Here is a 24,569-nt window from a genome sequence, read left to right as displayed (position 1 = left end):
GCCACGACGCCGACCAGCGCCCACTGCCAGGCGGTGACCCGGCGCCTCCCGCGGATCCAGGTGCCGGCCGTGGCGGGCCGCCGGCGGTCAGTGGTCGCGGGTCCCGGACCACGCCTTCCACAGCGCCGCGTACGGGCCGCCCGACCGGCTGAGCTCGGCGTGCGGCCCGCTCTCGACGATCCGGCCGGCGGCCATCACGACCACGCGGTCGGCGGCCGCGGCCTGGGTCAGCCGATGCGCCACGATCAGCGCCGTGCGGCCCTCGATCGCGCCGGCGGCGGCCCGCTCCAGGGCGCGGGCGCCGGTGCTGCCCGCCTCGGCGGTGGCCTCGTCCAGGACCGCCACCATCGGGCCGGCGAGGACGAGCCGGGCCAGCGCGAGCTGCTGGGACCGGGCGCTCGACAGGCGGTGGCCGCCGGCGCCGACCACGGTGGCCAGGCCGTCCGGGAGGGCCTCCGCCCAGCCGAGGGCGCCGACGCGTTCCAGGGCGTCCCTGACCTCACCGTCGGAGGCGTCCGGGGCGGCCAGCCGGAGGTCGTCGGCCAGCGGCCCGGCGAAGACGTGGACCTCCTGCGTCACCAGGGCGACGTGGCGGCGGGCCGCGGCCGGGCCCAGCTCGTCCAGGGGCGTCCCGCCCAGGAGGACCCTTCCAGAGGTCGGGGCGTGGACGCCCGCGACGAGCTTGGCGAGCGTCGTCTTCCCCGCGCCGCTGGCGCCCACCAGCGCCACCCGCTCACCGGGCCGGACGTCCAGGTCGACGCCGTGCAGGACGGGCCGCCCGGGCAGGTACGCGTGCGCCAGGCCGGCCGCGCTGACCGAGGCGTCCCGCGGCGCCGCGGGACGCGGCGGCTCCGGGGCGGGCCGGTCGGCGACCCCGACCAGCCGGGCGAGGCCCGCGCCCGCCGCCTGGGCGTCGTCGATCAGCGCGAGCGCCGTGTTCATCGGCGTGAAGAGGTTGTGGAAGTAGAGCGCCGCCGCCGTCGCGGTGCCGATGGAGGCGGACCCGTTCCGGACGAGGAGGTACCCGGTGACCAGGACGGCGGCCAGCCCGGTGAACTCGGCCACGTGCAGCCGGGTGTAGAAGCGCAGCACGAGGTGGATGCCGCGCATCGTGATGTCCACGACCGATCGCGACCGCCGGGAGACCTGCTCGGTGTGCTCGGCCTCCAGCCGGAACGCGCGCACGGTCGCACCGCCGCCGATGCTGTCGAGCAGCTGCTGCTGCTGGGCGCCGTTCTCGATCCGCTGCTCGCGGTAGAGGGGCGTCGCGCGCCGCACGTACCAGCGGGCCGTGTACGCCTGGACGGGCGCCGCGAGCAGCGCCGCGAGGAAGAACCGCCAGTCCAGCAGCGCCAGCGCGCCCAGCGTCAGGACGATCGCCAGCAGCGAGCGGACCAGCTCGGGCAGCGCCCGGCGCACCGCCTCGGCGATCAGCGACACGTCGCCGGTCACCCGCGCGACCAGGTCCCCCGAACCGGCCCGCTCCACCTCGTCCAGGGGGAGGCGCAGGGCCCGGTCGACGAACCGCTCGCGCAGCCGGGCCAGGACCGTCTCGCCCAGCCGGGAGACCAGCGACAGCCCCAGCGCCGTCGACAGCCCCTGGACCAGCGCGACGGCCACCAGAAGCGCGACGACCCAGGTGATCGCGCCGGTGTCGCGGCCCGCGGCGACCACGTCCACGATCCGGCCGAGCAGCGGAGCGGTCAGCAGGCCGACGGCGGTCGCCGCCGTCATCGTCAGGAACGCGGCGGCGGCCAGGCCCCGGTGCGGCCGCAGCAGCTCGCCGAGCATCGCCCGGATCCGGGCGCCGTCCGCCGTGGGGAGCAGTTCGGGAGGCCGGGAGGTCATGACAGCACCGCCGTCCGGTAGTCCGCGCGGCGGCGCACCAGCTCGGCGTGCGGCGCGTCGTCGACCGCCGCGCCGTCCCCGAGGAGCACCACCCGGTCGGTGACCGCCAGCAGCGCCGGGCTGCTCGTCACGATGATCGTCGTACGGCCGTGCCGGAGCGCGGCGATCCCGTCGGCGATCCGCGCCTCGGTGACCGCGTCGACCGCCGTCGTGGGGTCGTGCAGGACGAGCACGGGCGCGTCGGCGGCCAGCGCGCGGGCCAGCGCGACCCGCTGCCGCTGCCCGCCCGACAGGGAGCGGCCCCGCTCGCCGACGTCCGCCGACCGGACGACCTCGTCCGCGCCCGCGGCTGCCAGCGCCTTGGCCGGGTCGGTGCCGGGCGGCGCGGCGGCCGCCACGTTCGCGGCCGGATCGCCCGCGAACAGCTCGGCGTCGTGCGGCGCCACCAGGATCGCCTCCCGGACGGTCCCGGGGGCCAGCGTCGCGAGCGGCACGCCGTCCAGCTCCACGGCGCCGTCCTCCGGATCGGCCTCGCGGCCCAGCAGGCGCAGCAGCGCCGCCGCGGCGGCGGGATCGGCCGCGACGACGCCCAGCAGCTCGCCGGGCGCCGCCTCCAGGTCCAGGCCCCGCAGCGGCCCGTACGCGACGCCGCGCAGCCGGACGCGCCCGTCCAGCGGCGCCGGCGCGGCGGTGCCGCCGCCGGTCACCGCCTCGGGCGCGGCGAGCACCTCGGCGACGCGGGCGGCCGACGCGCGGCCCTGGGCCAGCTCGGCGGTCACCCACAGCAGCACCGACAGCGGCCCGAGCAGCAGCAGCGCCAGCCCGACGGCCGACACCAGCTGGCCCAGGCTGATCGTCCCGGCGGCGGCCAGCCGGCCGCCGACCAGCGCGACGATCGCGATGAAGATCCCGGTGAGGGCGAGGACGGTGCCGTTCTGCCACGCCTCCGCGCGTGCCGCCCGCAGCGTCGCCTCCAGCGAGTCGCGGCTGGTCCGCCGGTACCGTTCCACCGCGGCGGGCTCGGCGCCGATGCCCTTGAGGACGCGCAGCCCGTTCACCAGGTCGGCGGCGACGGCCGAGGCGTGCGCGCCGCGCTCCTGCTCGGCCCGGCTGCGCCGTTCCAGCGGCCTGCTCAGCAGGTGCCCGAGCCACAGCAGCGCGGGCGTGCCCAGCAGCACGAGCAGGCCCAGCGGGACGGACGTCCGCAGCAGCACCACGGCGGCGACCGCCAGCCCGACCAGGGCCGCGATCCCGGCCATCAGCGCCACGTTCACGGCGCCGACCCGGCGCGCGTCCTCGGTCGCGATGGTCGCCAGCACGCCCGGCAGCCGCCCGTCCTCGGCGCCGCCCCGCGGGTCCAGGACGCGCGCGACCAGCGTCATCCGCAGCGCGTGCGCGGCCCGTACCCCGGCCCGCTCGCCCCGGTAGGCGCCGATCCGGAATGACCAGGACAGCGCGAGGTACACCACGGCCAGGACCGCCAGCCACATCAGCAGCGCCCGGCCGTCGCTCTCGCCGATGGCGCGGTCGATCGCCACGCCCAGCAGCACCGGCACGAGCGTCTCGCCGATCTGGTGGCCCGACGCCAGCGCCGCGGCGACCGAGAGATCGCGCCGCTGCCCCCGGACCGCCCCCCAGAGCACGCCGCGTCCCGGCGGCTTGCCAGCCTCCACCCGTCCTCCATCGATCAAACTCAGGTAAGGCAAGGCTAATCTCACCTTGACCGGCCAGATCCTAGGTGATCGTCATGGCGGCACCGTCCGGCGGCCCCTAGCGTCGGGCCCATGACCTCCATGAGTCCGGAATGCCTCACCTGCGAGCACAACGCGCGGATCGGGTCGCTGCCCCCGCGCGAGCGCGTCGCGGCCGACGAGCACTGGCGGGTGGCGCACGCGTTCGGCACCGCCCTGCCCGGCTGGCTCGTCCTCGTGCCCCGGCGGCACGTGACCGCCGTCGCCGACCTGACCGATGCCGAGGCCGCCGCCCTCGGCCCCTGGCAGGTACGGCTGTCGCGGGCCCTGCGGGACGTCACCGGCTGCGCCAAGACCTACGTCGCGCAGTTCGCCGAGGCCGAGGGCTTCGCCCACGTGCACTTCCACGTCGTCCCGCGGATGGCCGGGCTCTCGCCGGACCTGCGCGGCCCGCGGATCTTCGGGCTGCTCGGGGCGGACGGGGTGACCACCGCGGAACGGGACCGGCTGTCCGTGCTGATAGGGGAGCGCCTCGCGACCGCCCTCGGGTTCGCGATCGGTCGCGACCGAGCCGCGCGCCGCGGCGGCTAAACTGGATCCCGGTTCCAGTTTCCGGTGCGGGAGGGGCACAGGCATGGGCTCGGAGCGGTCTGGGCTGCCCGCGTACCAGCAGGCCCGCAGGCAGCGCATCGTCGAGGCCGCCTCGGCGATGCTGGAGGGCCAGGAGTACGAGCGGATCGCGATCCGCGAGGTCGCCGAGCGGGCGGGCGTCGCGCTCGGGACGCTCTACCGCTACTTCTCCTCCAAGGAGCACCTGTACGCGGCCGTGATGCTCGACTGGGCCGAGCCGTTCCGCGAGGCCGGCCGGCAGGACGGCGCGGAGCGGCCGCCGCAGGAGCGGATCCGGCGGCGGCTGCACCTGACGATCCGCGCGTTCGAGAAGTATCCCAACTTCCATGCGCTCGAATCGGTCATGCAGGGCACGTCGGACGCCAACGCGGCGCAGCTGTTCGCCGAGTTCAACGACCGCAACATGGCCGCCTACCGGGCCGAGCTGGCCGGGCTGGGGGACGAGCTGGCCGCCGACATCAGCGCGGTGCTGACGGCGGTGATGGCGCGCGAGCTGATGGCGTTCATCCTCGGCTGGAAGCCGATCGGCGACGTGTACCGGCTCGTCGACCGGGCCGTCGACCTCGTCTTCTCGCCGCTGCCGGTGGAGCCCGGGACCGGCCGGGCCTGAGGGCCGCGCCCCGCTCGGGCGCGGCCCCCGCCGGTCAGCCGGCGGCCGTCCGGCCGTCGCCGAACGCGCCGTCGCGCGCGCTGAGCGCCTTCGTCAGCCCGCCCTCCCCGGCGGCCTCCATGAACGCGCGGAACCCCTCGGTGTGCGTGGCCAGCGCGCACGCCTCGGTGCCCGCGCGCAGCGCCCCCCGCAGCCCCATGTGCTCCATCGCCCGGTGCACCGTGCGCTTGTTGAGCTGGAGCACGTCCGGCGGGATCCGCGCCACCCGCTCCGCCATGGCCAGGACGTCCCCGTCCAGGCTCGCCGCGGGGAACGCCCGGTTGGCGAAGCCGCTCTCCACCGCCTCCAGCCCGGTCATGCTGTCGCCGGTGAGGACCAGCTCCATCGCCCTGCGCATGCCCAGCAGCCAGGCGTGGTACTGCATGTCCGGGACGCCGAAGCGCACCGCCGGGTAGCCGATGAGGGCGTCCTCGGCGACGTACACCAGGTCGCAGCCGGTGGCCAGCTCGCTGCCGCCGGCCAGGCAGTGGCCGTGCACCTGGGCGACGACCGGCTTGGCCAGGTCCCAGATGCCCGTCCAGCCGTCGACGACGTCGCGCTGGAACGCCCCAGGCCCCTGCCCGCCGCGGCCCTTGTCCTCGGCGGAGATGCCGGGGGTGAGGTCGTACCCGGCGGAGAAGCACTTCCCGGCGCCGCGCACGATCGTGACCCGCACGCCGGGGTCGGCGTCGGCCTCGCGGAGCGCGGCGAGGATGTCCGCGCGCAGCGGGGCGTGCATGGCGTTGCGCTTCTCCGGGCGGTTCAGCGTCACCCGCCGGACGTAGGGGGCGGGATCGTCGGTCAGTACGTGCTCGTATTCCATCGGCGGGCCAATCGTCAGGTGCGGGAACGGGCGAAGGCGTGGATCGCGTCCACGATGTGCCGTACTTCGTCGTCGGACAGGCCGTGGCTCATCCCGAGGGACATGCCGCGCTCGAAGACCTCGTCGGCGGCGGGCAGCCCGCCGGCGGGCTGCCGGTACGTCACGCCCGCCATCATCGGATGCCGGGTGACGTTGCCGCTCCACACCGTGCGGGTGTCGATCCCGGCGGCCTCCAGGGACTCCTGGAGGTCGCCGCGCGCGAACCCGGCGTCCTTCCTCACCAGCACCGGGTAGCACAGCCAGGCCGTGTCCAGGCCGGCGAGCGGGCGCGGCAGGTCGAACAGGTCCGGGTACGCGCCGAACGCCGCCGAGTACGCCGCGAAGATCTCCGCGCGGCGCCGGTAGTTCCGGCCGAGCTTGTCCAGCTGCCTGAGCCCGAACGCCGCGCCCAGCTCCGACGGCTCGAAGTTCCACGGCAGCACGTCGAAGATGAAGTCGTTGTCGTAGGCGACGCCGTCCAGGTCCTCGCGGAACACCCGGCCCGTGCCGCCCGACCCGTACAGGTTGGGTTCGGAGCGCCGCCCCCAGCGGCGCAGCATGAGGCCCTTGTCGCGCAGCCGCTCGTCGTCCAGGCACACCATCCCGCCGTTGCCGGCGCAGGTGATGATGTGCGCCATCGCGAAGCTGGTGACGCTGATGTCGGCGCGGGCGCCGGTCGGGGTGCCGCGCAGGGTGGCGCCCAGCGCGTCGCAGTTGTCCTCGATGATCCGCAGGTCGTGCCGGTCGGCGATCGCGCGGATCGCGTCCCAGTCGGGCGCGTTCCCGGCCAGGTTCGGGAACAGCAGCGCCCGGGTGCGGCCGGTGACCATCTCCTCGATCCTCGTGACGTCGATGTTGAAGGTGCCGGGCTCGACGTCCGCGAAGACGGGCACCAGCCCGGCCCGGACCAGCGGCGCGACGTCGGTGGAGAACGTCAGCGGCGAGGTGATGACCTCCGCGCCCGCCGGCAGGTCGAGCAGCTCGACCGCGAGGTAGAGCGCCGACGAGCCGGAGTTGCACATCAGCCCGAGCCGCTTGCCCGACAGCTCGGCGACGCGGCGCTCCATCTCGGCCACGTTCTTCCCGATGCGCAGCGCCTGGTGGTCGCCGTTCAGCACCTCCAGGACGGCGTCGATCTCGGACTGGTCGTGCACGCTGCGCGCGTACGGGATCCGCTTCTGCATGCGCTGCTCTCCGTTCAGCCGCGGGCCGCGGCGTGGGCGACGCTGTCGGCGACCTTGGCGAGCGCGTCGTCGGCGCCCGCGGGCAGGTCGGCGGGGGACAGGGGGACGGCGACCTCGTCGACGCGGGGCCCGACCCGGGCGGCGAGCGCGTCCAGCTCGGCCAGGTCGAAGCCGAACAGCCGGGCGGGGTTCTCCCCGAGCACCCTGCGCAGGTCGGCCTCGTTCCAGCCGGCGAACGCCAGCCGCAGGTGCTCGCGGGTGAACGGGTACGTGCCCTCGTTGTGCGGGTAGTCGCTGCCCCACATGACGCGGTCGAGCCCGATCCCGTGCATCGCGGCGGTGTCGGCGGCGTCGGGGAAGCTGACGCCGAGCCAGACGTTCTGCCGGAAGTACTCGGTGGCGGTGCGCGGCAGGATCTGGTCGGGGCCGAACGACAGCTCGCCGATGCGGCCGTTCGCCCGCATCCTGGTGACCAGCGAGTCCAGCTGCGCCAGGACGTCCGGGACCCACGCGCAGCCCTGCTCGGTCATCACGAACCGGAGCCCGGGGAAGCGCTCGAACACGCCCGACAGCAGCAGGAACAGCAGCGGCCTGCGGGCGTACGACGGCCCCTCGGCCAGCTGGACGACGCCGGACGACGGCAGCTCGGCGTACCGGGGGCCGCCGGTGCCGCCGTGGTTGTGGACCGGGACCTGGAGGTCCTGGCAGACCTCCCAGAGGCGGTCGAAGTCGGGGTGGTTGAGCGGCTTCACCCAGTGCGCGTCCGGCGGGAACGGCGGCAGCAGCACGCCGCCGCGCAGCCCGTTCTCCGCGATCCACCGCACGTCCTCGATCGCGTCGTCGACGTCGTTCATGAACATCTGCCCGATGCCGGCGCGGCGCCCCGGGCGCTCGGCGCAGAAGTCGGCCAGCCAGCGGTTGTGCGCGCGGATCCCGGCGCGGCGCAGCTCGTAGTCCTCCGCCGTGGGCGGCCCGGCGAAGAACACGAAGCTGGGGAAGAACGGCGGGATCGTGTTGGGGAACAGCACCTCGCCGACGACCCCGTCGGCCTCCTGCTCCGCGTCGCGCAGCTCGTTGTCCCAGTTGCGGAGCTTGCGCGGGTTCTCCTCCTTCAGGTCGCGCCAGGGGTTCTTGTGGGCACCGCGCCACTCGTCGAAGCGCTCGCGGTACTGGGGATCGAGGTACTCGCGGTACGCGGCGTGGCTCCCGCCCGCGTGCGTGTCCACCGAGATCACGGTGTAGCGGTCCGGCATCGTCCGGCCTCCCAGGTCTGGACCCGTCGCAAAAACTAGAACTAGAATTCAGTCCTACTATGATGGACGTGACCGGCGCAAGCGGACGCGAAGGTCGTCCTCGCCGGCGTGACCCCGGGAGTAGCGGATGTCGATCGCCGTCACCGACGAGCAGGCCGAGCTGCGCGACGCCGTACGCGGCTGGGCCCGCAGGCACGGCCTGCGCGCCGCCGCCCGCGAGGCCGCCGACGCGCCCCGCCCCCATCCGAAGATCTGGCGCGGCATCACCGGACTCGGCCTGCCCGGCCTCCACCTGCCCGAAGAGGCCGGCGGGGCGGGCGCGACGCCCGTCGAGCTGGCCGTGGCCGTGGAGGAGCTCGGGTACGCCCTCGACCCGTCCCCGTTCCTGCCGACCGCGCTCGCCGGCCTGGTGATCTCACGGGCCGGGGAGCATCCGGCGCTGCCCGGTCTCGCGTCCGGCGCGACCACGGCCGCCGTCGCGCTCGACCCGTTCGAGAACCCGGGAGGCACGCTGCGCGGCACGGCGCCCGCGGTCCTGGGCGCCCCCGGCGCCGACCTGCTCGTCGCCGGCTCCGCCGACGGCTGGCACGTGCTCGCCGCCGCCGACGCGACGATCACTCCCGTACCCGGCCTCGACCCGACCCGCGCCATCGGCGAGGTCCGGCTGGACGGCACGGACCCCGGGCCCGCGCTCGCCGGGATCGGCACCGGGACCGTCCGCGAGCTGGCCGCCGCGCTGTTCGCCGCCGAGGCCGCCGGGCTCGCCGCCTGGTGCCTGGACGCCGCCACCGCCTACGCCAAGGCGCGCCGGCAGTTCGGCCGCCCGATCGGCGCGTTCCAGGCGGTCAAGCACGCCTGCGCGGACATGCTCGTCCAGGTCGAGCAGGCCCGCGCCGTCGCCTGGGACGCCGCCCGCGCCATCGGCCAGGGGGAGCAGTCGTCCATGGCCGCCGCCGTCGCCGCGGCCGTCGCGCTCGAAGCGGCCGTGGACTGCGCGAAGACCTGCGTCCAGCTGCACGGCGGCATCGGCTACACCTGGGAGCACGACGCGCACTTCTACCTCAAACGGGCCGCCGCCCTCCGCCAGCTGATCGGCGGCCGCGACCGCTGGGCCCCGCGCGTCACCGCCGCCGCCCTCGCCGGCACCCGCCGCGACCTGGGCATCGACCTGCCCGAGGAGGCCCGCGCCGGGATCCGCGCCGAGATCTCCGGCCTCGGCGACCGCCGGAGCATCGTGGACGCCGGGCTGCTGATGCCGCACTGGCCCCGCCCGTACGGCCGCGCCGCCGGCCCCGCCGAGCAGCTGGCCATCGACGAGGGCTTCCGCGCCGCCGGGATCGAGCGCCCCGACCTCGTCGTCGGCGACTGGGCGCTGGCCACGATCATCGAGCACGGGACGGACGCGCAGCGCGACCGGTTCGTCCTGCCGACCATGTACGGCGAGCTGCGCTGGTGCCAGCTGTTCTCCGAACCCGGCGCCGGCTCCGACCTGGCCGGCCTCGCCACTCGCGCCACCCGGGCGGACGGCGGCTGGCGGCTCACCGGCCAGAAGGTCTGGAACTCCTTCGCCGCCACCGCCGACCGGGGCATCTGCCTCGCCCGCACCGGCCCGGACGGCTCCCGGCACCGCGGCATCACGTTCTTCCTCGTCGACATGCGCGCCCCGGGCGTCGAGGTGCGCCCGCTGCGCGACATCACCGGCGACGACGGCCACTTCACCGAGGTCTTCCTCACCGACGTGTTCGTCCCCGACGACTGCGTGGTCGGCGACATCGACGGCGGCTGGCGGCTCGCCCGCACCACCCTCACCGCCGAACGCGTCGCCATGGGCGCCGGCTCCTCGATCGGCTACGGCGCCGAGGCCGTCATGGACCTGCTCACCCCCGAGCGCGCCGCCGACCCCCTCGTCCGCCTCCGCGCCGGCGTCCTGCTGTGCGAAGGCCAGGCCAGCGTCCTGCTCGGCTTCCGCACGACCCTGCGCCGGCTGGCCGGCGCCGACCCGGGCCCCGGCGCGAGCCTCCGCAAGCTCGCGTACGGCCTGCACGTCCAGGACGCCTTCGAGTACGCCCTCGAACTTCACGGCCCCGCCGGCGCCGCCGCCACCGGCCCCGCCGCCGCGGCCGTCCAGGGCTTCCTCAGGCGCCGCCAGCTCACCATCGGCGGCGGCACCAGCGAGGTCCAGCGCAACGTCATCGCCGAACGCGTCCTCGGCCTCCCCCGCGACCCCGCGCCGTCCTAGAAGAGGGTCGGAGGCTCGGCCGGGGCCGGTTCGGGAAGCGAGGCGACTTCCGGGAGTTCGGCCCTCACCTCGGCGTGGAAGCGGCGCGCCAGGTCGAGGGCCTCGGCGTTGTCGGGCGTGTGGACGAACACCGTGGGGGAGCGGCCCTCGCGGAGCCAGCCGGCGACCGTCTCCACCCAGAACCTCCAGCCTTCGACCGTGCGGTCGGCGTCGTCGCGGCCCAGGTAGCGGACGATCGGGTGGCCGGTGAGGGCACGGGAGCGGCGCGGCAGGCGCGGCTTCTTCGTCCACGCCTCCCGTTCGGCGTCGGTGGTGGGCGGGCTCTGGAAGAGCGTGACGGTGTCGAACGGCACCCACTCCGCGGCGGCGGCGTCCAGCGCGCGCTCCAGCGCCCGCGCCTCGCGCTCGTCCTCGAAGAACGCCCGGTGGCGGACCTCGACGGCGTACCGGTACGAGTCCGGAAGCCGCCGCAGGAACGCGGCGAGCGTACCGACGTCGGCCGGCCCGAACGAGCCCGGAAGCTGCACCCACAGGACCCCGGCGCGCCGCCCGAGCGGCTCGATCGCGTCCAGGAACGCCCGCAGCTCCGCGTCCCCGCCCGCCAGCCGGTGCCCGTGCGTGACGGGCTTGGGGAGCTTCGCCAGGAAGCGGAAGTCGGCGGGGATCTGCGCCGCCCACGACTCGGCCGTGCTCCTGGACGGAGTCGCGTAGAACGTCGTGTTCCCCTCGACCGCGTTGCACCAGGTCGCGTACGCCCGCAGGCGCTCCCGCGGAGGGAGCGGATGAGGCAGGTAGCGCCCCTGCCACGGCGCGTGCTGCCACATCGCGCATCCAACGTGAAGCCGCATGAACGCGACGTTAGCCGACTTCCGCCATCACGAAGCCGCTGTGCGGGCGGGCGGGGACGCGGCGCAGGGAGATGGACAGGTCCTGCTCGGGGACCTCGTAGCGCAGCCGGGACAGGCCGGTCGCGAACTCCTTGAGCAGCGCGACGGTGATCAGCTCGCCCGGGCAGCGGTGGCCCGTGCGCGGGTCGCCGCCGCCCTGCGGGACCAGCAGGTCGGGGTCGACCTCGCGGCCGAGGAAGCGGCCCGGGTCGAAGGTGTACGGGCGCGGCCACAGCGAGCCGTCGTGGTCCTGCCCGTACAGGTCGAGCAGGACCGTCGCCCCGGCCGGGATCGGCTCGCCTCGCCAGGTCAGGTCGCGGACGGCCTGGCCGCCGACGAACGGCGCGAACGGGTAGAAGCGGCGGACCTCCTGCGCGAACGCCTCCGCGTAGGCCGGGTCGCCGGCCGCGAGTCGCGCCCGGTGCTCGGGCCACAGGTGCAGGGCGTGCGCGGCGAACGCGGCGAACCACGCGACGGCCGTGGCGGGGCGGATGACGTTCAGCACCTCCACCGCCGCGACCCGCGGATCGAGCGTCCGGCCGTCGGCGTCCCGGTGCCGCGCGACGGCCGCGGCCGCGGAGTCGGGCGGGACGCCGAGCGCGCCGTTCCTGACGTCCTCGATGAGGCCCGCCAGCCACTCCTCGCGGCGGCGTCGGGCGGCCCGCGCCCGCCAGTGCCGCGGGCCCGCGGTCGCGAAGCCGTCCACCATCGCGACCAGGTCCCGGGAGAGGGGCCCGGCGTCGTCCGCCGGCACGCCGGCCCAGCGGCACACCGCCCGCGTGAGCACCTCGGCGGCCTCGTCGAACAGCACGATCGACGGGCGCTTGCCCCAGGAGGCGGCGGCCTCGTCCCAGGCGGTGCGGAACTGCTGGACGAGCCGGGCGATGCCCTCGGAGTCCATCAGCAGCGACACGAAGAGCGCCTTGCGGGCGCGGTGCGCGTCCCCGTCCAGGGTGTGCACGGCGCCGTGGCCGAACAGCGTGCTCAGCACGGGCTCCGGCAGGGCCGGGCCGCGGCGGACGTGGTCCTCGTCGTAGAAGAACCGCACCGCGTCCGGGCCGCGCAGCGCCACCGCGTGCCGGCCGAGCAGGCGGGTGCGGACGAGCGGCCCGCCGGTGCGCCGCCAGAGATCGGGCAGCCATGCATAACCCCTGGCCAGCAGGGCAGGCGAACTCTCGACGATCGGGCGGTTTCGTAGCAGCATGTGGCGCCGCATGCCCCCAGGTCCGCCGGGCAAACGTGCCCGGCCGCCGGTGTGGGCGGGCGCACGGCGGGGAGGTCGCGGTGCGGGTGCTGGTCACAGGGTGGCCGAGTTTCGTGCACGGGGAGGCGACGGCGGGGGACGTCATGGCGATGGAGGCCGTGCGCGGCGCGCTGGCCGGGGCGGGGGCCGGGTGCGACGTGGCCTGGAGCCCGGTGCTGCGCCCGGACGGCCTCTCCCTGGATCGCGCCGACCCCGCCCGCTACACCCATCTGGTCTTCGCGTGCGGTCCCGTCCACGGCGACCAGGTGGAGTCCTTGCACCGCAGGTACGCGGGCTGCCGCCGCGTCGCGGTCGGCGTCTCGGTGATCGACCCGGACTCGCCCGCGGTGACCGGCTTCGACGTGGTGCTGCCCCGCGACGCGCCCGGCGCCGAGCCGCGCCGCGACCTGTCGGCCGCCGCCCGCGGGCCGGCCGGCGACCTGCCGGTCGTCGGCGTCGTGCTGGCGCCGGGGCAGGGCGAGTACGGCGCGCGCGGCCGGCACGGGCGGATCGAGGCGGAGCTGACCGGCCGGATCGCCGCCCGCGACTGCGCGCGGGTGCCGCTCGACACCCGCGTCGACCCGCGCGACTGGCGGCACCCGGCCGCGCCGGAGGAGCTGGAGGCCGTCATCCGGCGGCTGGACCTCGTCGTCACCACCCGGCTGCACGGCCTCGTGCTCGCCCTGCGGAACGGGGTGCCGGCGCTGGCCGTCGACCCGGTCGCCGGCGGCGCCAAGGTCACCGCGCAGGCGCGCGCCTGGGACTGGCCCGCGGTCATCACCACGGCCGAGCACGCCGAACCGCCCTACCTGGACACCGCCGCCGTCGACCGCTGGTGGGACTGGTGCCTGTCGCCCGAGGGCGGCCGGCGCGCGGCCGGGGCCGGGTCACCGCCGCCTTCCCTGCTCGCCGACCTCGCCGCCGCCCTCGGCATCGCGCCGCCGCCCGCCCGGTAGCCGGTTTACCGCCCGCCTCCGAGGGGGAGACGTGGCTGGTGGGCATGGCGGTGCAGGCTGGGGCGTGGGGGCTGCTGGCGGGCTCGGCGCTCCTGCTCGGGGCGCTGGCCGGGTACGGCCTGCGCGTTCCCCGGTGGGCGATCGCGTCGGTGATGGCCTTCGGTGCCGGCGTGCTGCTCTCGGCGGTCTCGTTCGAGCTGCTGCAGGAGGCGTACGACCAGGCCGGGATACTGCCGGCCGTGGTCGGGACGCTCGGCGGTGCCGTCGCGTACACGGCGGGGAACGTCGTGCTCGCGCGCCGCGGGGCGCGCCACCGCAAGCGGTCCCGGGACCGGCAGCCGTCCGAGGCGCAGGCGGCCGGGTCGGGGCTGGCGCTCGCGCTGGGCGCGCTGCTGGACGGGATCCCCGAGTCCGCCGTCATCGGCGTCGGCCTGCTCGACGGCGGCACGGTCAGCGCGGTGACCGTGATCGCGGTGTTCATCAGCAACGTGCCCGAGGGGCTGTCCAGCTCGGCGGGCATGCGGCGGGCCGGGCGCGGCCCGGCGTACGTGTTCGGCGTGTGGGGCGCGATCGCGGCGGCGAGCATGGTCTCGGCCGTGCTGGGCTACACCGTGGTCGGCGGGTTCCCGCCGAGCGCCGTGGCGGCGGTGACGGCCGTCGCGGCGGGCGCCATCCTGGCGATGATCGCGGACACGATGATCCCAGAGGCGTTCGAGGACACCCATCTCGCGATCGGCCTCATCACCGTCGCCGGCTTCCTGGTCTCGTTCGGGCTCTCGCACGCCTGAGCCCGTCCGCCTTCTCCCGTTCCCGCGGATTCGTCCCGGGGCTGAACTCCCCCCGGCGGCGCTCCGTACCACCGACACGTAGATCGGATGTCGGAGCCGGGGAGGGCTCATGAGGAGAAGCCGTCTGCGCACGACGGTACGGGTCGCCGCCGCGGCCGCCGGGTCCGCCGGCCTGGTGGCCGGCGGGCTGTACGCGGTGGACGCCGGCGGGCCGGGCGGCCCGCAGGAGGCCAGGCTCGCCGGCCGGGCCGACGCGGGCCGCGCGGCCGCCGCCGCCCCGAGGACGACGGCCGCCGACCGGGCCGCCGCGCTCGCGGACCGGCTCGGCGCCCGCACGGCGGGCGCCTACATCGATTCCGCGGGCCGTCCCGTCGTCACCGTCACCAACGCCGCGGACGCCGCGACGGTCCGCGCCGGGGGAGCCGTGCCGAAGACGGCGCGGCGCAGCCCGGCGGCGCTCACCCGGGTCACCACCGCGCTGCGGCGGTCGATGGGGAGCGTGCCCGGCACCGGCTGGGCGATCGACCCCGCCACCTCGCAGGTGGTGATGTGGACCGACGCGTCGGTCACCGGCACGCGGATGGCGGCGGCCCGCCGGACGGCGCGGCAGCAGGGCGCCGCGGTGCGGATGGTGCGCATCCCCGGCCGGCTCAGCGCCCGCGCCCTCGGCGGCGACGCCATCTTCGGCGGCGGCTCGCGCTGCTCGCTGGCGTTCAACGTCAAGCGCGGCGGCCAGGACTTCTTCCTGACCGCCGGGCACTGCGGCAACGCCGTCCGGGAGTGGACCGCCGGCCAGCAGGGCGGCCAGGTCCTCGGCACCACGGTGGAGAGCAGCTTCCCGGGCGACGACTTCGCGCTCGTGCGGTCCGAGCCGGGTGCCGCGGGGGAGGGCGAGGTCAACCTGTACAACGGCCAGACCCGGGACATCACCGAGGCCGACGAGGCGGTGGTCGGCCAGCAGGTCGTCAAGAGCGGCAGCACCACCCAGATCTCCACGGGCGAGGTCACCGCGGTGAACGCGACCGTGAACTTCCCCGAGGGCACGGTCACCGGCATGATCCAGACGACCGTCTGCGCCGAGCCCGGCGACAGCGGCGGCCCGCTGTTCAGCGGGACCACCGCGCTCGGGATCGTGTCCGGCGGCGCGGGCGACTGCCAGGGCGGCGGCGTCACGTTCTTCCAGCCGGTGACCGAGCCCCTCGAAGCCTTCGGCGCCGAGGTCTTCTAGACCTACAGGGCCCCGGCGGGGAAGCGCTCCACCCAGCGGCGCTGCCACGGGGTCTCGACGGCCCGGGCGTGGTGGTGCGCGCGCGCCCAGGCCACGGCCTCGGACGGGGCCGTGCCGGCCAGGATCGCGAGGCAGGCGATGACGGTGCCGGTACGGCCGACGCCGCCCCCGCACGCGACCTCGGCCGCCGCGCCGGCCCGGGCCCGCTCGTACAGCGCCCGGATCTCCCGCACGGCCAGGTCGCGGTCGCGCGGGAGGCGGAAGTCGGGCCAGTCGAGCCAGGTCGCCGGCCAGGTCAGCGCAGCCTCGTGGCGCTGCCGGAGGCGGCCGGAGCCGAGGTAGAGGCCCGCGTCGGGGAGCGGGCCCTCGGGCATCGGGTCGCGCAGTCCGCGGCCGCGGATCCAGGTGCCGTCCGGGAGGAGGACGGCGCCGGTGAGCGGCGGCGCGCTCACCGGGTCACGCTCCCGGCCCGGCGGGCGCGGTGGTTGGCGACGTTGAGCCGGTTGCCGCACTGGTCGGGCATGCAGTAGCGGCGCCGCCCGGCCCGGCTGGTGTCGACGAAGACGCCGCGGCAGTCGGGGGCGGCGCAGGAGCGGAAGCGCTCGTGGCCGAGCGCCAGCACGGTGCCGAGCAGCCCGACGCCGAGGAGCGCGGCGAGCTCGCGGTCGAGGGGCGCGTCCGGCGCGGTCGGGACGTACCACTGCCACCGGCCGCCGGAGTCGCGTTCCAGGACCGGGGCGAGGCCGGCGCGGCCGGTGAGCACGGTGCCGCCGGCGACGGCCTGCTCCTCGGTCTCGGTCTCGATGACGCCCCGCACCTCGCGGCGCAGCAGGTGCACCTGGAACAGGTCGTCCTCGGTGGGTTCCCGGCCGTCCGCCAGGGCGTCGGCGCGGACGCCGTGCTCGGCGAGGAAGTCCGCGAGCGCCGCCGGGCCGGGCAGGGCCTCGCCCCCGGTGGTGCGCACGGTCGGTGAGGTGTTGACGAGGGCGGTCGCGACCGCCGCCCCCGTTCTGTAATCGGAAAGAGGTATGTACACGCCTTACAGACTACCCCAGTAAGGGGTGTAAGGCACGTATACCCGCTACTTGTTCGCTGCCCGCTCGCGGCTCAGGGCTTCCGGCCGACGCCTCCGGTCATGAACCGCACGTCGATCGTGCTGGCGTCCAGGACCGGCTCCTCCGGCCGCCACAGCGGCAGCGGGACCAGTCCGGGCGGCAGCACCTCCAGGCCGTCGAAGAACGCGGCCAGCTCGGCGGGCGTCCGGACCCGGCCGCTGCCGAGCTGCTCCAGCAGCTGCCGCTCCAGCTCCACCGACTCCGGCGCGTCGCCCAGGCGGGTGAAGTTGGTGATGAAGAAGTACGACCCGCTCGGGACGGCGTCGCGCAGCACCTCGACGATGCGCCCCGGCTCGTCCTCGTCCGCCAGATGGTGCAGGATGCCGACCAGCATCACGCAGACGGGCCTGGAGAAGTCGATCAGCCGCTGGACGTCCGCCGCCTCCAGCACCGCGCGCGGGTCCCGGATGTCGGCGGTCACCACGGTGGTGTTGGGGTTGTCGGCCAGGATCGCCCGCCCGTGGGCCAGCACGATCGGGTCGATGTCCACGTACACCACGTGCGCGTCGGGGTTCACCTCGTGCGCGACCTCGTGGGTGTTGCGGACGGTCGGCAGCCCGGACCCCAGGTCGAGGAACTGGGTGATGCCCTCCTCCGCCGCCAGGTACCGGACGACCCGGTGCAGGATGGCGCGGTTGTGCAGGGCGATGTCGCGCAGCTCCGGCATGATCGCCAGGCTGGCCGCGGCGACCTCGCGGTCGATGGCGTAGTTGTCCTTGCCGTTGAGCATGACGTCGTAGACGCGGGCGGCGGTCGGCACGCCGGTGGGGACGATGTCGGGGGAGATCTCGGGGGACACGTCGGCCATGCACGCCTCACTCGTTATGGAAATGAATTTCCGCTGATCCTAGTCCGAAGACGATCGCCGCACGTGCCGGTTCCGGCGGCCCGTACGATCTTGGTCGGGATCCGTGACGGAGGGGGAGCCATGCCGGAACCGCTCGGGACGCTGGAGAGCCTCTGGCGGTACCCGGTCAAGTCCATGCTCGGCGAGGAGGCGGCCGAGGCGGACGTGGCCGTCGAGGGCCTCGACGGCGACCGCCGGTGGGCGCTGATCGACCGCGGGACCGGCCGGGTGGCCAGCGCCAAGAACCCGCGGCTGTGGCGGTCGCTGCTCACGCTGGCGGCGGCGGCCGACGGCGATGCCGCGCGGATCACGCTGCCCGGCGGCAAGGTCGTCCGCAGCACCGACGCCGACGCCGACGCGTCGCTGTCGGACCTGCTCGGCCGGCCGGTCACGCTGACCGACGTCCTGCCCGAGGGCGCCACCCTGGAACGGGCCGTACCCGACGAGGTGCTCGCCGCCGGCGTCACCGCCGAAGTGGCCGTGGAGGAGGGGACCGTCGGGGCGGCGGCGCCCGGCCGGTTCGTCGACTTCGCCCCGGTGCACCTGATCGGGACCGCGACGCTGGACGCGATCGGCGCCGCGAGCCCGCGCGGCCGCGTCGAGGCCGCCCGCTACCGGCCCAACCTGATCGTGCGCACCGCCGGGCCCGGCTACCAGGAGAACGGCTGGGTGGGCCGGGACCTGGCGGTCGGCGACGAGGTCGTGCTGCGCGGGATGGCGCCGACCCCCCGGTGCGCGATCCCGACCCTCGAACACGGCGACCTGCCCCGCGACACCGCCGCACTGCGCGTCCCGGCACAGGACAACCGCGTCGAGCCGCTTCCCGGGTTCGGCGAGCGCCCGTGCGCCGGCCTCTACGCGCAGGTCGTGCGCCCCGGCCGCGTCCGGCGCGGTGACACCGTCCGCCTGCTCTGAACGCCGCGGCGGTACGGAGTTTTCACCCCCGCCTGGAACGGCGGAGGGCTTCCGCCGCGGGCGGCGGGGTACGCGGGCGGGCATGGACTTCGGATACACGCTGCTCTGCGAGCAGACACCGCCCAAGCAGCTGGTCACCGACCTCGTCGAGGCGGAGCGGATCGGGTTCGACTACTCGGTCATCTCCGACCACTACTTCCCGTGGCTGGAGGAGCAGGGCCACTCCGCCTACGTCTGGTCGGTGCTCGGGGCGCTGGCGCAGGCCACCGAGCGCATCCCGCTGATGACGTTCGTGACCTGCCCGATCATGCGCTACCACCCGGCGGTGGTGGCGCAGAAGGCCGCGACCATGGGGGTGCTGTCGGACGGCCGGTTCACGCTGGGCCTGGGGGCGGGCGAGAACCTCAACGAGCACGTCGTGGGGCGCGGCTGGCCGTCGGCGGACGTCCGGCACGAGATGTTCGCCGAGGCGGTGGAGATCATCAAGAGGCTGTTCGGCGGCGGTTACGTCAACTACCGGGGCACGCACTTCACCGTCGACTCGGCCAAGCTCTACGACCTGCCCGAGAACCCGGTGCCGATCGCCATGGCGGCCTTCGGGGAGCGCGCCGCCGCGCTGGCGGCCGAGCACGCCGACGCGCTCGTCTCCGACCAGCCGGTGGCCGAGGTGGTCCGCCTCTTCGGCGAGCGCACCGGCGGCGGCCGCCGCGTGTACGGGCAGATCCCCGTCTCGTACGGCACCGACGAGGACGAGGCCGTGCGGAACGCCTACCGCCTCTGGAAGCACGGCACCACCGGCTGGAAGGTGATGGCCGAGCTGCCCGGCCCGGTCAACTTCGAGGCCAGCGCGAAGACGGCCCGCCCCGAGGACGTCGCCGAGGCGGTGATCTGCGGCGCCGACACCGGCCGGTACGTGGACGCGGTCGGGCAGTGGGCCGACGCCGGCTTCACGCACGTCTCGTTCCTCCAGATCGGCGCGGACCGGCAGGACCGGTTCCGGGACTGGGCGGCCGCGGAGCTGCTGCCGGCCCTGCGCGAGCGCTTCGCCTAGCGCGCCGCGGCGGCCCGCCGGAGGCCGCCGCGCGCAGCGGGCTCGGGCGGTTCCCTGGGACGCGTCGGCCGATACGCCGCCGGAAGGCGGCCTCCGGCTCTGGAAACGGCGGCGGTACGGATCTTAAATGTGACCAGTGCCACTCACGCGCCCGCCGCCGCGGCGGGCCGACGCTCCCAGGGGGTGGTCCGATGTCCTCCGACGAGACCGTGCCGCGTACCAGAACCGATGTGACCGCCGCCCTGCTCGGGCAGGGCACCTACCGCAGCCTGGGGGAGCAGCGGCTCTCCCCGGCCGAGGAACGCTTCGAGCGCGCCCGCCGCACCACCGGCCTGTGGCTGGCGCCGCTCGTCACTGCGGCCTTCCTGATCCTGCCGCTGGACATGCCGCCCTCCCAGCAGACGCTCGCCGGCATCCTGCTCGGCGTCATCGTCATGTGGGTCACCGAGCCGGTGCCCATCCCGGTCGGCGGGCTGATCGGCGTCGGCGCCATCGTGGTGTTCGGCGTGGTGCCCGCCGACGACGCGCTGGAGCCGTTCGGCTCCACCACGATCTTCACGTTCATCGGGGCGTTCATCCTCGCCCAGGCGATGCTGAAGCACGGCGTCGCGCGCCGCTTCGCGTTCTTCATCCTGTCGCTGCCCGGCGTCGGCCGCTCCACCTTCCGGCTGATCGCCGTCTTCGGCCTCATCACCTGCATGCTGTCGGCGTTCGTGTCCAACACCGCCACCGTCGCGATGCTGCTGCCCACCGCGCTGGGCATCCTCACCGTCATCGCCAAGATGCTCCAGGACCGGGGCCAGGTCCCCGAGGACTTCGACCCCACCCGGCTGCGGGTCGGCGCCGCGCTGGTGCTGATGCTCGCGTACGGCGCCAGCGTCGGCGGGCTGCTCACCCCGGTCGGCAGCCCGCCCAACCTGATCGGCCGCGGCCTGATCGAGGAGGCCACCGGCGAGCGGATCTCGTTCGCGCAGTGGACGCTCACCGCCATCCCGCTGTGCGCGGTGATGTTCGCCGTGCTCGCCGTCGTCCTGCTGCTGCTCAACAAGCCCGAGCTGCGCCGGATCGAGGGCGTGGAGGAGTACGTCCGGCAGGAGCGGGCCGGCCTCGGCCGGATGTCGCGCGCGGAGAAGAACACCCTGGTCGCCTTCGCCGTCACCGTCACCCTGTGGATCCTGCCGGGCGTCGTCGCCCTGGTGGCCGGCACCGACGCGGCGATCTACGAGACGGTCGGCGACCGGCTCAACGAGGGCATCGTCGCCGTGCTCGGCGCGTCCCTGCTGTTCCTGCTGCCCACGAACTGGGCCAGGCGGGAGACCACCCTCAACTGGAGCGACGCCGCGCGCATCGACTGGGGCACCATCCTGCTCTTCGGCACCGGCATCGTCTTCGGCGCGCTGCTCGCCGACACCGGGCTGGCCAAGACCATCGGGACCGAGGCGTCCGAGGCCCTCGGGCTGACCAGCATGTTCGCCATCACCGCCTTCGCCGTCGCGCTGGCCATCGTGATCTCCGAGACCACCAGCAACACCGCCTCGGCCGCGGTCGTGGTGCCCATCATCATCCCCGTCGCGACCGCGGCCGGCGTCGATCCGTTCGTGCCCGCGCTGGCGGCCACCTTCGCCGCCTCGTTCGGGTTCATGCTGCCGGTCTCCACCCCGCAGAACGCCATCGCGTACGGCTCCGGCGTCGTCCCCATCACCACCATGATCCGGTCCGGCTTCGGCTTCGACGTCATCGGCGCCCTCCTCATCATCTTCGGGCTGCCGCTGATGGTCGCGCTCACCGGCATCGGCGGCTAGGCGGCCGGGTCGTCCCGGGCGGCTAGAGGAGGCCCGCCAGCTTGTAGAGCACCAGGGACCCGGCCACGGCCACGTTCAGGCTGTGGCCGTGGCCCACCATGGGGATCTCCACGGCCTGGTCCAGCAGGTCCAGGGCGTCCGGCGGGATGCCGTGCCGCTCGTGGCCCAGCACCGCGACGGTCCGCCGCCGCGCGGCGGGCAGGTCCGCGAGCCGGACCGCCTCGTCGGCCAGCTCGACGCCGACCACGCGGCTGCCCTCCGCACGCTGCCGCTCCAGCCAGCCCCGCGGGTCGTTCACCCAGTGGACGCACGAGGCGCGGCGCAGCGTGTTGCCCCGTTCCAGCGCCTCGGGCACCCAGGAGAAGCGCGGGACGGCCAGGCAGGCGCCCACCGCGTCGCAGGTGCGCAGCAGCGTCCCGAGGTTGGCGCCGTGCAGCGGCCACAGCGGTGCCGCGATCAGATGGTCCCAGCAGGAATGCGCCCGGCGGCGCCGGGACCTGCGGATCTCGCGACGCGGCCGCGTCCGGATCCCGCCGCCCGCCGTCACCGGCCCGGGGCGGCCGGGCCCCCCTTGCGAATGCTCATGTGCGGCCCGCTTGTCGGTGCGGGCGGACCATCACCGAAGACACGATCATCTCCACTGTACGGCCATCCCCGCCCCGCCGCGAGGGCCGCCAGGCCGATTCGGGTAGGTGCGGCGCCGGGGACAAGCGTGTCGCGCACCTCTACCCCACGGCCGCCGCGGGCGGCGGGCGGCCCGGCACGTGGTCGTTCACCTGGGTGTTTCCGGTGGAACGGGACGGGCACCACCCTGATCGTTGCTCTGAACAGACCGCCGACGAGGAGGTTCGGAGATGGCATCGGGGTGGTACGGGCCCGAAGGCCCCGGAGGCATGGACCCGTTCGAGGAGATGCTCGCGCGGTTCTTCGGCGCGCGGGCGCACCGCCGCCCGATGGAGCGGATCAGCGTCGCCCGGCTGATGAGCGAGCCCGCCCGCGAGCTCGTCCGGGACGCGGCGGCGCAGGCGGCGCAGTGGGGGAGCGTCGACCTGGACGCCGACCACCTGCTGTGGGCGGCGACCCGCCAGCAGGGCACGCGGCAGTGGCTGCGCCGGGCCGGCGCCGACCCCGACGCGATCAAGGAGGAGATCGAGGGCGAGGCGCACCGCGGCGAGCCCCGGGACGTCCCGCCGGAGCTGACGCCGGCGGCCAAGCGCGCGCTGCTGGACTCGCACCAGGTCTCGCGCGCCCTGGGATCGTCGTACATCGGGCCCGAGCACGTGCTGTTCGCGCTCGCGCTCGACCGCGGGTCCAGCGCGGGCCGCATCCTGGACGGCGCCCACGTGACGCCCGAGTCGCTGCAGTCGGCGGCGTCCGGCGGCGGCGGTGGCGGGCAGCAGCCGCCGAGCGGCGGGCAGCCGTCCGAGACGCCCACCCTGGACGAGTTCGGCCGCGACCTCACCGAGCTGGCGCGGGAGGGCCGGATCGACCCGGTGATCGGCCGCGAGCGGGAGATCGAGGAGACCGTCGAGGTCCTGTCCCGGCGCACCAAGAACAACCCCGTACTGATCGGCGACCCGGGCGTGGGCAAGACGGCGATCGCGGAGGGGCTCGCCCAGCGGATCGTGGACGACGAGGTCCCCGTCACGCTGCGCGGCAAGCGGGTCGTCCAGCTCGACCTCAGCGGTGTCGTCGCCGGCACCCGCTACCGGGGCGACTTCGAGGAGCGGATGAAGAAGGTCGTGGACGAGATCCGCGAGCACGCCGACGAGCTGATCGTGTTCATCGACGAGATCCACACCCTGGTCGGCGCCGGCGGCGCGGAAGGCGGGATGAGCGCCGGCAACCTGCTCAAGCCGCCGCTGGCCCGCGGCGAGCTGCACGTGATGGGTGCGACCACCGTCGACGAGTACCGCCGCAACATCGAGAAGGACGCCGCGCTGGAGCGCCGGTTCCAGCCGATCCTCGTCCCGGAGCCGAGCATCGACGACAGCGTCGAGATCCTGCGCGGGCTGGTGGACCGCTACGAGGCGCACCACCAGGTGCGCTACTCCGACGAGGCGCTGGTCGCGGCGGTGGACCTGTCCAGCCGCTACCTCACCGCCCGGTTCCTGCCGGACAAGGCGATCGACCTGATCGACCAGGCGGGCGCGCGGGTGCGGCTGCGCTCCGGCGCCCGCGACGGCGGCCGCCGCGAGCTGGAGGACCGCCTCGAACGCCGCCGCCGGGAGAAGGACCAGGCAGTCGCCGACGAGGACTACGAGAAGGCGTCCGCGCTGCGCGACGAGATCGCCCGGCTGGAGAGCGACCTCGACCACCGCGACGACGGCCATCCCGCCGCGGTGCCGCTGGTGACGACCGAGGACATCGCCGAGGTGGTGTCGCGGATCTCCGGCGTCCCGGTGACGCAGCTGACCCAGGCCGAGCGCGAGCGGCTGTCCAACCTGGAGGAGCACCTGCACGAGCGGGTCGTCGGCCAGGACGACGCCGTGGCCGCGGTCGCGCGCGCCGTCCGGCGGTCCCGCGCCGGCATGGGCGACCCGGACCGGCCGATCGGCGGCTTCCTGTTCCTCGGCCCGACCGGCGTCGGTAAGACCGAGCTGGCCAAGGCCCTCGCCGAGGCGCTGTTCGGCAGCCGGGACCGGATGATCCGGTTCGACATGAGCGAGTTCCAGGAGCGGCACACCGTCAGCCGGCTGATGGGCGCGCCGCCCGGGTACGTCGGCTACGAGGAGGCCGGCCAGCTGACCGAGATGGTGCGGCGGCAGCCGTACTCGGTGATCCTGCTGGACGAGATCGAGAAGGCCCACCAGGACGTCTTCAACGTCCTGCTCCAGCTGCTCGACGACGGGCGGCTCACCGACGCCCAGGGCCGCACGGTCGACTTTCGCAACACCGTCGTGATCATGACGAGCAACCTGGGCTCGGACCTGATCACCGGCCAGAACGAGATCGGCTTCGGCACCGTCGGCGACGGCCGGGACAGCGCGCTGAGCGACCGGATCATGCGGCGGCTGCGCGAGTCGTTCCGGCCCGAGTTCCTCAACCGGATCGACGAGATCATCGTCTTCCGCCGCCTGGAGGAGACCCAGCTCCGCCAGATCACCGACCTGGTCCTGGACGAGACGCGCCGCCGCCTGCGGGCCCAGGACGTCTCGGTGTCGTTCGACACCGCGGCCGTCGACTGGCTCGCCCGCCGCGGCCACCAGCCCGAGTTCGGCGCCCGGCCGCTGCGCCGCACGATCCAGCGGGAGGTCGACGACCGGCTCTCCGACCTGCTGCTCTCCGGCGACCTGCCGCCGGGCCACCATGTCGAGGTCACCGCCGGGGCCGAGGGCCTGGACTTCCACGTCACCGAGCCGGTGCCCGCGCCGTGACGAT

21 protein-coding genes are annotated in these 24,569 nt (G+C 75.1%); 10 read left to right on the top strand and 11 right to left on the bottom strand.

Annotated features, from left to right (window positions below; genetic code table 11):
* Positions 1-87: 87 nt before the first annotated feature.
* Both ACA361_RS18295 and ACA361_RS18290 read right to left on the bottom strand, forming a co-directional pair.
* Positions 88-1,848, bottom strand: a complete 1,761-nt coding sequence (locus tag ACA361_RS18295; RefSeq protein ID WP_375013214.1) for an ABC transporter ATP-binding protein — start codon at positions 1,846-1,848, stop codon at positions 88-90.
* Positions 1,845-3,521 (bottom strand): ABC transporter transmembrane domain-containing protein, encoded by a 1,677-nt coding sequence (locus ACA361_RS18290; protein ID WP_375013213.1) that lies wholly within the window; start codon positions 3,519-3,521, stop codon positions 1,845-1,847. The genes ACA361_RS18295 and ACA361_RS18290 overlap by 4 nt, the downstream gene beginning before the upstream one ends.
* Before the next feature lie 111 nt (positions 3,522-3,632).
* On the opposite strand from ACA361_RS18290, the gene ACA361_RS18285 reads away from it, so the two are divergent.
* Together ACA361_RS18285 and ACA361_RS18280 are read left to right on the top strand one after the other, a co-directional pair.
* Complete coding sequence (locus ACA361_RS18285) at positions 3,633-4,130, top strand: HIT family protein (protein ID WP_375013212.1); 498 nt, start codon at positions 3,633-3,635, stop codon at positions 4,128-4,130.
* A gap of 43 nt (positions 4,131-4,173) precedes the next feature.
* Entirely contained in the window at positions 4,174-4,779 is a 606-nt protein-coding gene (locus ACA361_RS18280; RefSeq protein ID WP_375013211.1) for a TetR/AcrR family transcriptional regulator, read from the top strand.
* Between the two features lie 34 nt (positions 4,780-4,813).
* On the opposite strand, the gene ACA361_RS18275 is transcribed toward ACA361_RS18280, so the two are convergent.
* From ACA361_RS18275 to ACA361_RS18265, 3 genes are read right to left on the bottom strand one after another with little or no spacing between them, the layout of a single operon-like run.
* Positions 4,814-5,641 (bottom strand): enoyl-CoA hydratase-related protein, encoded by an 828-nt coding sequence (locus ACA361_RS18275; RefSeq protein WP_375013210.1) that lies wholly within the window; start codon positions 5,639-5,641, stop codon positions 4,814-4,816.
* Between the two features lie 14 nt (positions 5,642-5,655).
* Complete coding sequence (locus ACA361_RS18270) at positions 5,656-6,864, bottom strand: DegT/DnrJ/EryC1/StrS family aminotransferase (RefSeq protein WP_375013209.1); 1,209 nt, start codon at positions 6,862-6,864, stop codon at positions 5,656-5,658.
* Between the two features lie 14 nt (positions 6,865-6,878).
* Complete coding sequence (locus tag ACA361_RS18265; protein WP_375013208.1) at positions 6,879-8,117, bottom strand: amidohydrolase family protein; 1,239 nt, start codon at positions 8,115-8,117, stop codon at positions 6,879-6,881.
* A 127-nt stretch (positions 8,118-8,244) separates the two neighbouring features.
* Here ACA361_RS18265 and ACA361_RS18260 point away from each other — a divergent pair, with 127 nt between their 5' ends.
* Positions 8,245-10,356, top strand: coding sequence for an acyl-CoA dehydrogenase (locus tag ACA361_RS18260; protein ID WP_375013207.1), 2,112 nt, complete (start codon positions 8,245-8,247; stop codon positions 10,354-10,356).
* On the opposite strand, the gene ACA361_RS18255 is transcribed toward ACA361_RS18260, so the two are convergent.
* Positions 10,353-11,204, bottom strand: coding sequence for a DUF72 domain-containing protein (locus ACA361_RS18255; protein ID WP_375013206.1), 852 nt, complete (start codon positions 11,202-11,204; stop codon positions 10,353-10,355). The genes ACA361_RS18260 and ACA361_RS18255 overlap by 4 nt on opposite strands.
* 10 nt (positions 11,205-11,214) lie before the next feature.
* Positions 11,215-12,447, bottom strand: a complete 1,233-nt coding sequence (locus tag ACA361_RS18250) for a cytochrome P450 (protein WP_375013205.1) — start codon at positions 12,445-12,447, stop codon at positions 11,215-11,217.
* Between the two features lie 80 nt (positions 12,448-12,527).
* Between ACA361_RS18250 and ACA361_RS18245 the strand changes: the two genes are divergently transcribed.
* The 3 genes from ACA361_RS18245 (at position 12,528) to ACA361_RS18235 (ending at position 15,458) form a co-directional block, all read left to right on the top strand.
* Positions 12,528-13,442 carry a polysaccharide pyruvyl transferase family protein gene (locus ACA361_RS18245; protein WP_375013204.1) on the top strand — a complete coding sequence of 305 codons (915 nt, stop codon included), beginning with the start codon at positions 12,528-12,530 and terminating at the stop codon, positions 13,440-13,442.
* A gap of 44 nt (positions 13,443-13,486) precedes the next feature.
* Complete coding sequence (locus tag ACA361_RS18240) at positions 13,487-14,230, top strand: ZIP family metal transporter (RefSeq protein ID WP_375013203.1); 744 nt, start codon at positions 13,487-13,489, stop codon at positions 14,228-14,230.
* A gap of 109 nt (positions 14,231-14,339) precedes the next feature.
* The gene (locus tag ACA361_RS18235) at positions 14,340-15,458 is read left to right on the top strand and encodes a S1 family peptidase (RefSeq protein ID WP_375013202.1); all 1,119 of its coding nucleotides are present in this window, start codon (positions 14,340-14,342) and stop codon (positions 15,456-15,458) included.
* 2 nt (positions 15,459-15,460) lie between these two features.
* Here ACA361_RS18235 and ACA361_RS18230 read toward each other — a convergent pair whose 3' ends face one another.
* The 3 genes from ACA361_RS18230 to ACA361_RS18220 all read right to left on the bottom strand — a co-directional run bounded on the left by ACA361_RS18230 (position 15,461) and on the right by ACA361_RS18220 (position 17,381).
* Positions 15,461-15,910, bottom strand: a complete 450-nt coding sequence (locus ACA361_RS18230) for a protein-tyrosine phosphatase family protein (RefSeq protein WP_375013201.1) — start codon at positions 15,908-15,910, stop codon at positions 15,461-15,463.
* Positions 15,907-16,494 carry a CGNR zinc finger domain-containing protein gene (locus ACA361_RS18225; protein WP_375013200.1) on the bottom strand — a complete coding sequence of 196 codons (588 nt, stop codon included), beginning with the start codon at positions 16,492-16,494 and terminating at the stop codon, positions 15,907-15,909. The genes ACA361_RS18230 and ACA361_RS18225 overlap by 4 nt, the downstream gene beginning before the upstream one ends.
* Positions 16,495-16,565: 71 nt before the next feature.
* A complete protein-coding gene (locus ACA361_RS18220) occupies positions 16,566-17,381 on the bottom strand; it encodes an SAM-dependent methyltransferase (protein ID WP_375013199.1) in 816 nt (271 codons plus the stop codon).
* 120 nt (positions 17,382-17,501) lie between these two features.
* On the opposite strand from ACA361_RS18220, the gene ACA361_RS18215 reads away from it, so the two are divergent.
* The 3 genes from ACA361_RS18215 to ACA361_RS18205 all read left to right on the top strand — a co-directional run bounded on the left by ACA361_RS18215 (position 17,502) and on the right by ACA361_RS18205 (position 21,188).
* Positions 17,502-18,335, top strand: coding sequence for an MOSC domain-containing protein (locus ACA361_RS18215; RefSeq protein WP_375013198.1), 834 nt, complete (start codon positions 17,502-17,504; stop codon positions 18,333-18,335).
* Between the two features lie 82 nt (positions 18,336-18,417).
* Positions 18,418-19,386, top strand: a complete 969-nt coding sequence (locus ACA361_RS18210) for a TIGR03557 family F420-dependent LLM class oxidoreductase (RefSeq protein ID WP_375013197.1) — start codon at positions 18,418-18,420, stop codon at positions 19,384-19,386.
* A gap of 191 nt (positions 19,387-19,577) precedes the next feature.
* Positions 19,578-21,188, top strand: a complete 1,611-nt coding sequence (locus tag ACA361_RS18205; RefSeq protein ID WP_375013196.1) for an SLC13 family permease — start codon at positions 19,578-19,580, stop codon at positions 21,186-21,188.
* Between the two features lie 22 nt (positions 21,189-21,210).
* Here ACA361_RS18205 and ACA361_RS18200 read toward each other — a convergent pair whose 3' ends face one another.
* Positions 21,211-21,735, bottom strand: a complete 525-nt coding sequence (locus ACA361_RS18200) for a TrmH family RNA methyltransferase (protein WP_375013195.1) — start codon at positions 21,733-21,735, stop codon at positions 21,211-21,213.
* Between the two features lie 307 nt (positions 21,736-22,042).
* Between ACA361_RS18200 and ACA361_RS18195 the strand changes: the two genes are divergently transcribed.
* Positions 22,043-24,565 carry an ATP-dependent Clp protease ATP-binding subunit gene (locus tag ACA361_RS18195; RefSeq protein ID WP_375013194.1) on the top strand — a complete coding sequence of 841 codons (2,523 nt, stop codon included), beginning with the start codon at positions 22,043-22,045 and terminating at the stop codon, positions 24,563-24,565.
* Positions 24,566-24,569: the final 4 nt, after the last annotated feature.

The organism is Actinomadura sp. 21ATH, from assembly GCF_041951345.1.
Taxonomy (GTDB): domain Bacteria; phylum Actinomycetota; class Actinomycetes; order Streptosporangiales; family Streptosporangiaceae; genus Spirillospora.
The sequence above is the reverse complement of the archived record's forward strand: the minus strand, read 5'-3'. Positions and strand labels throughout refer to the sequence as shown.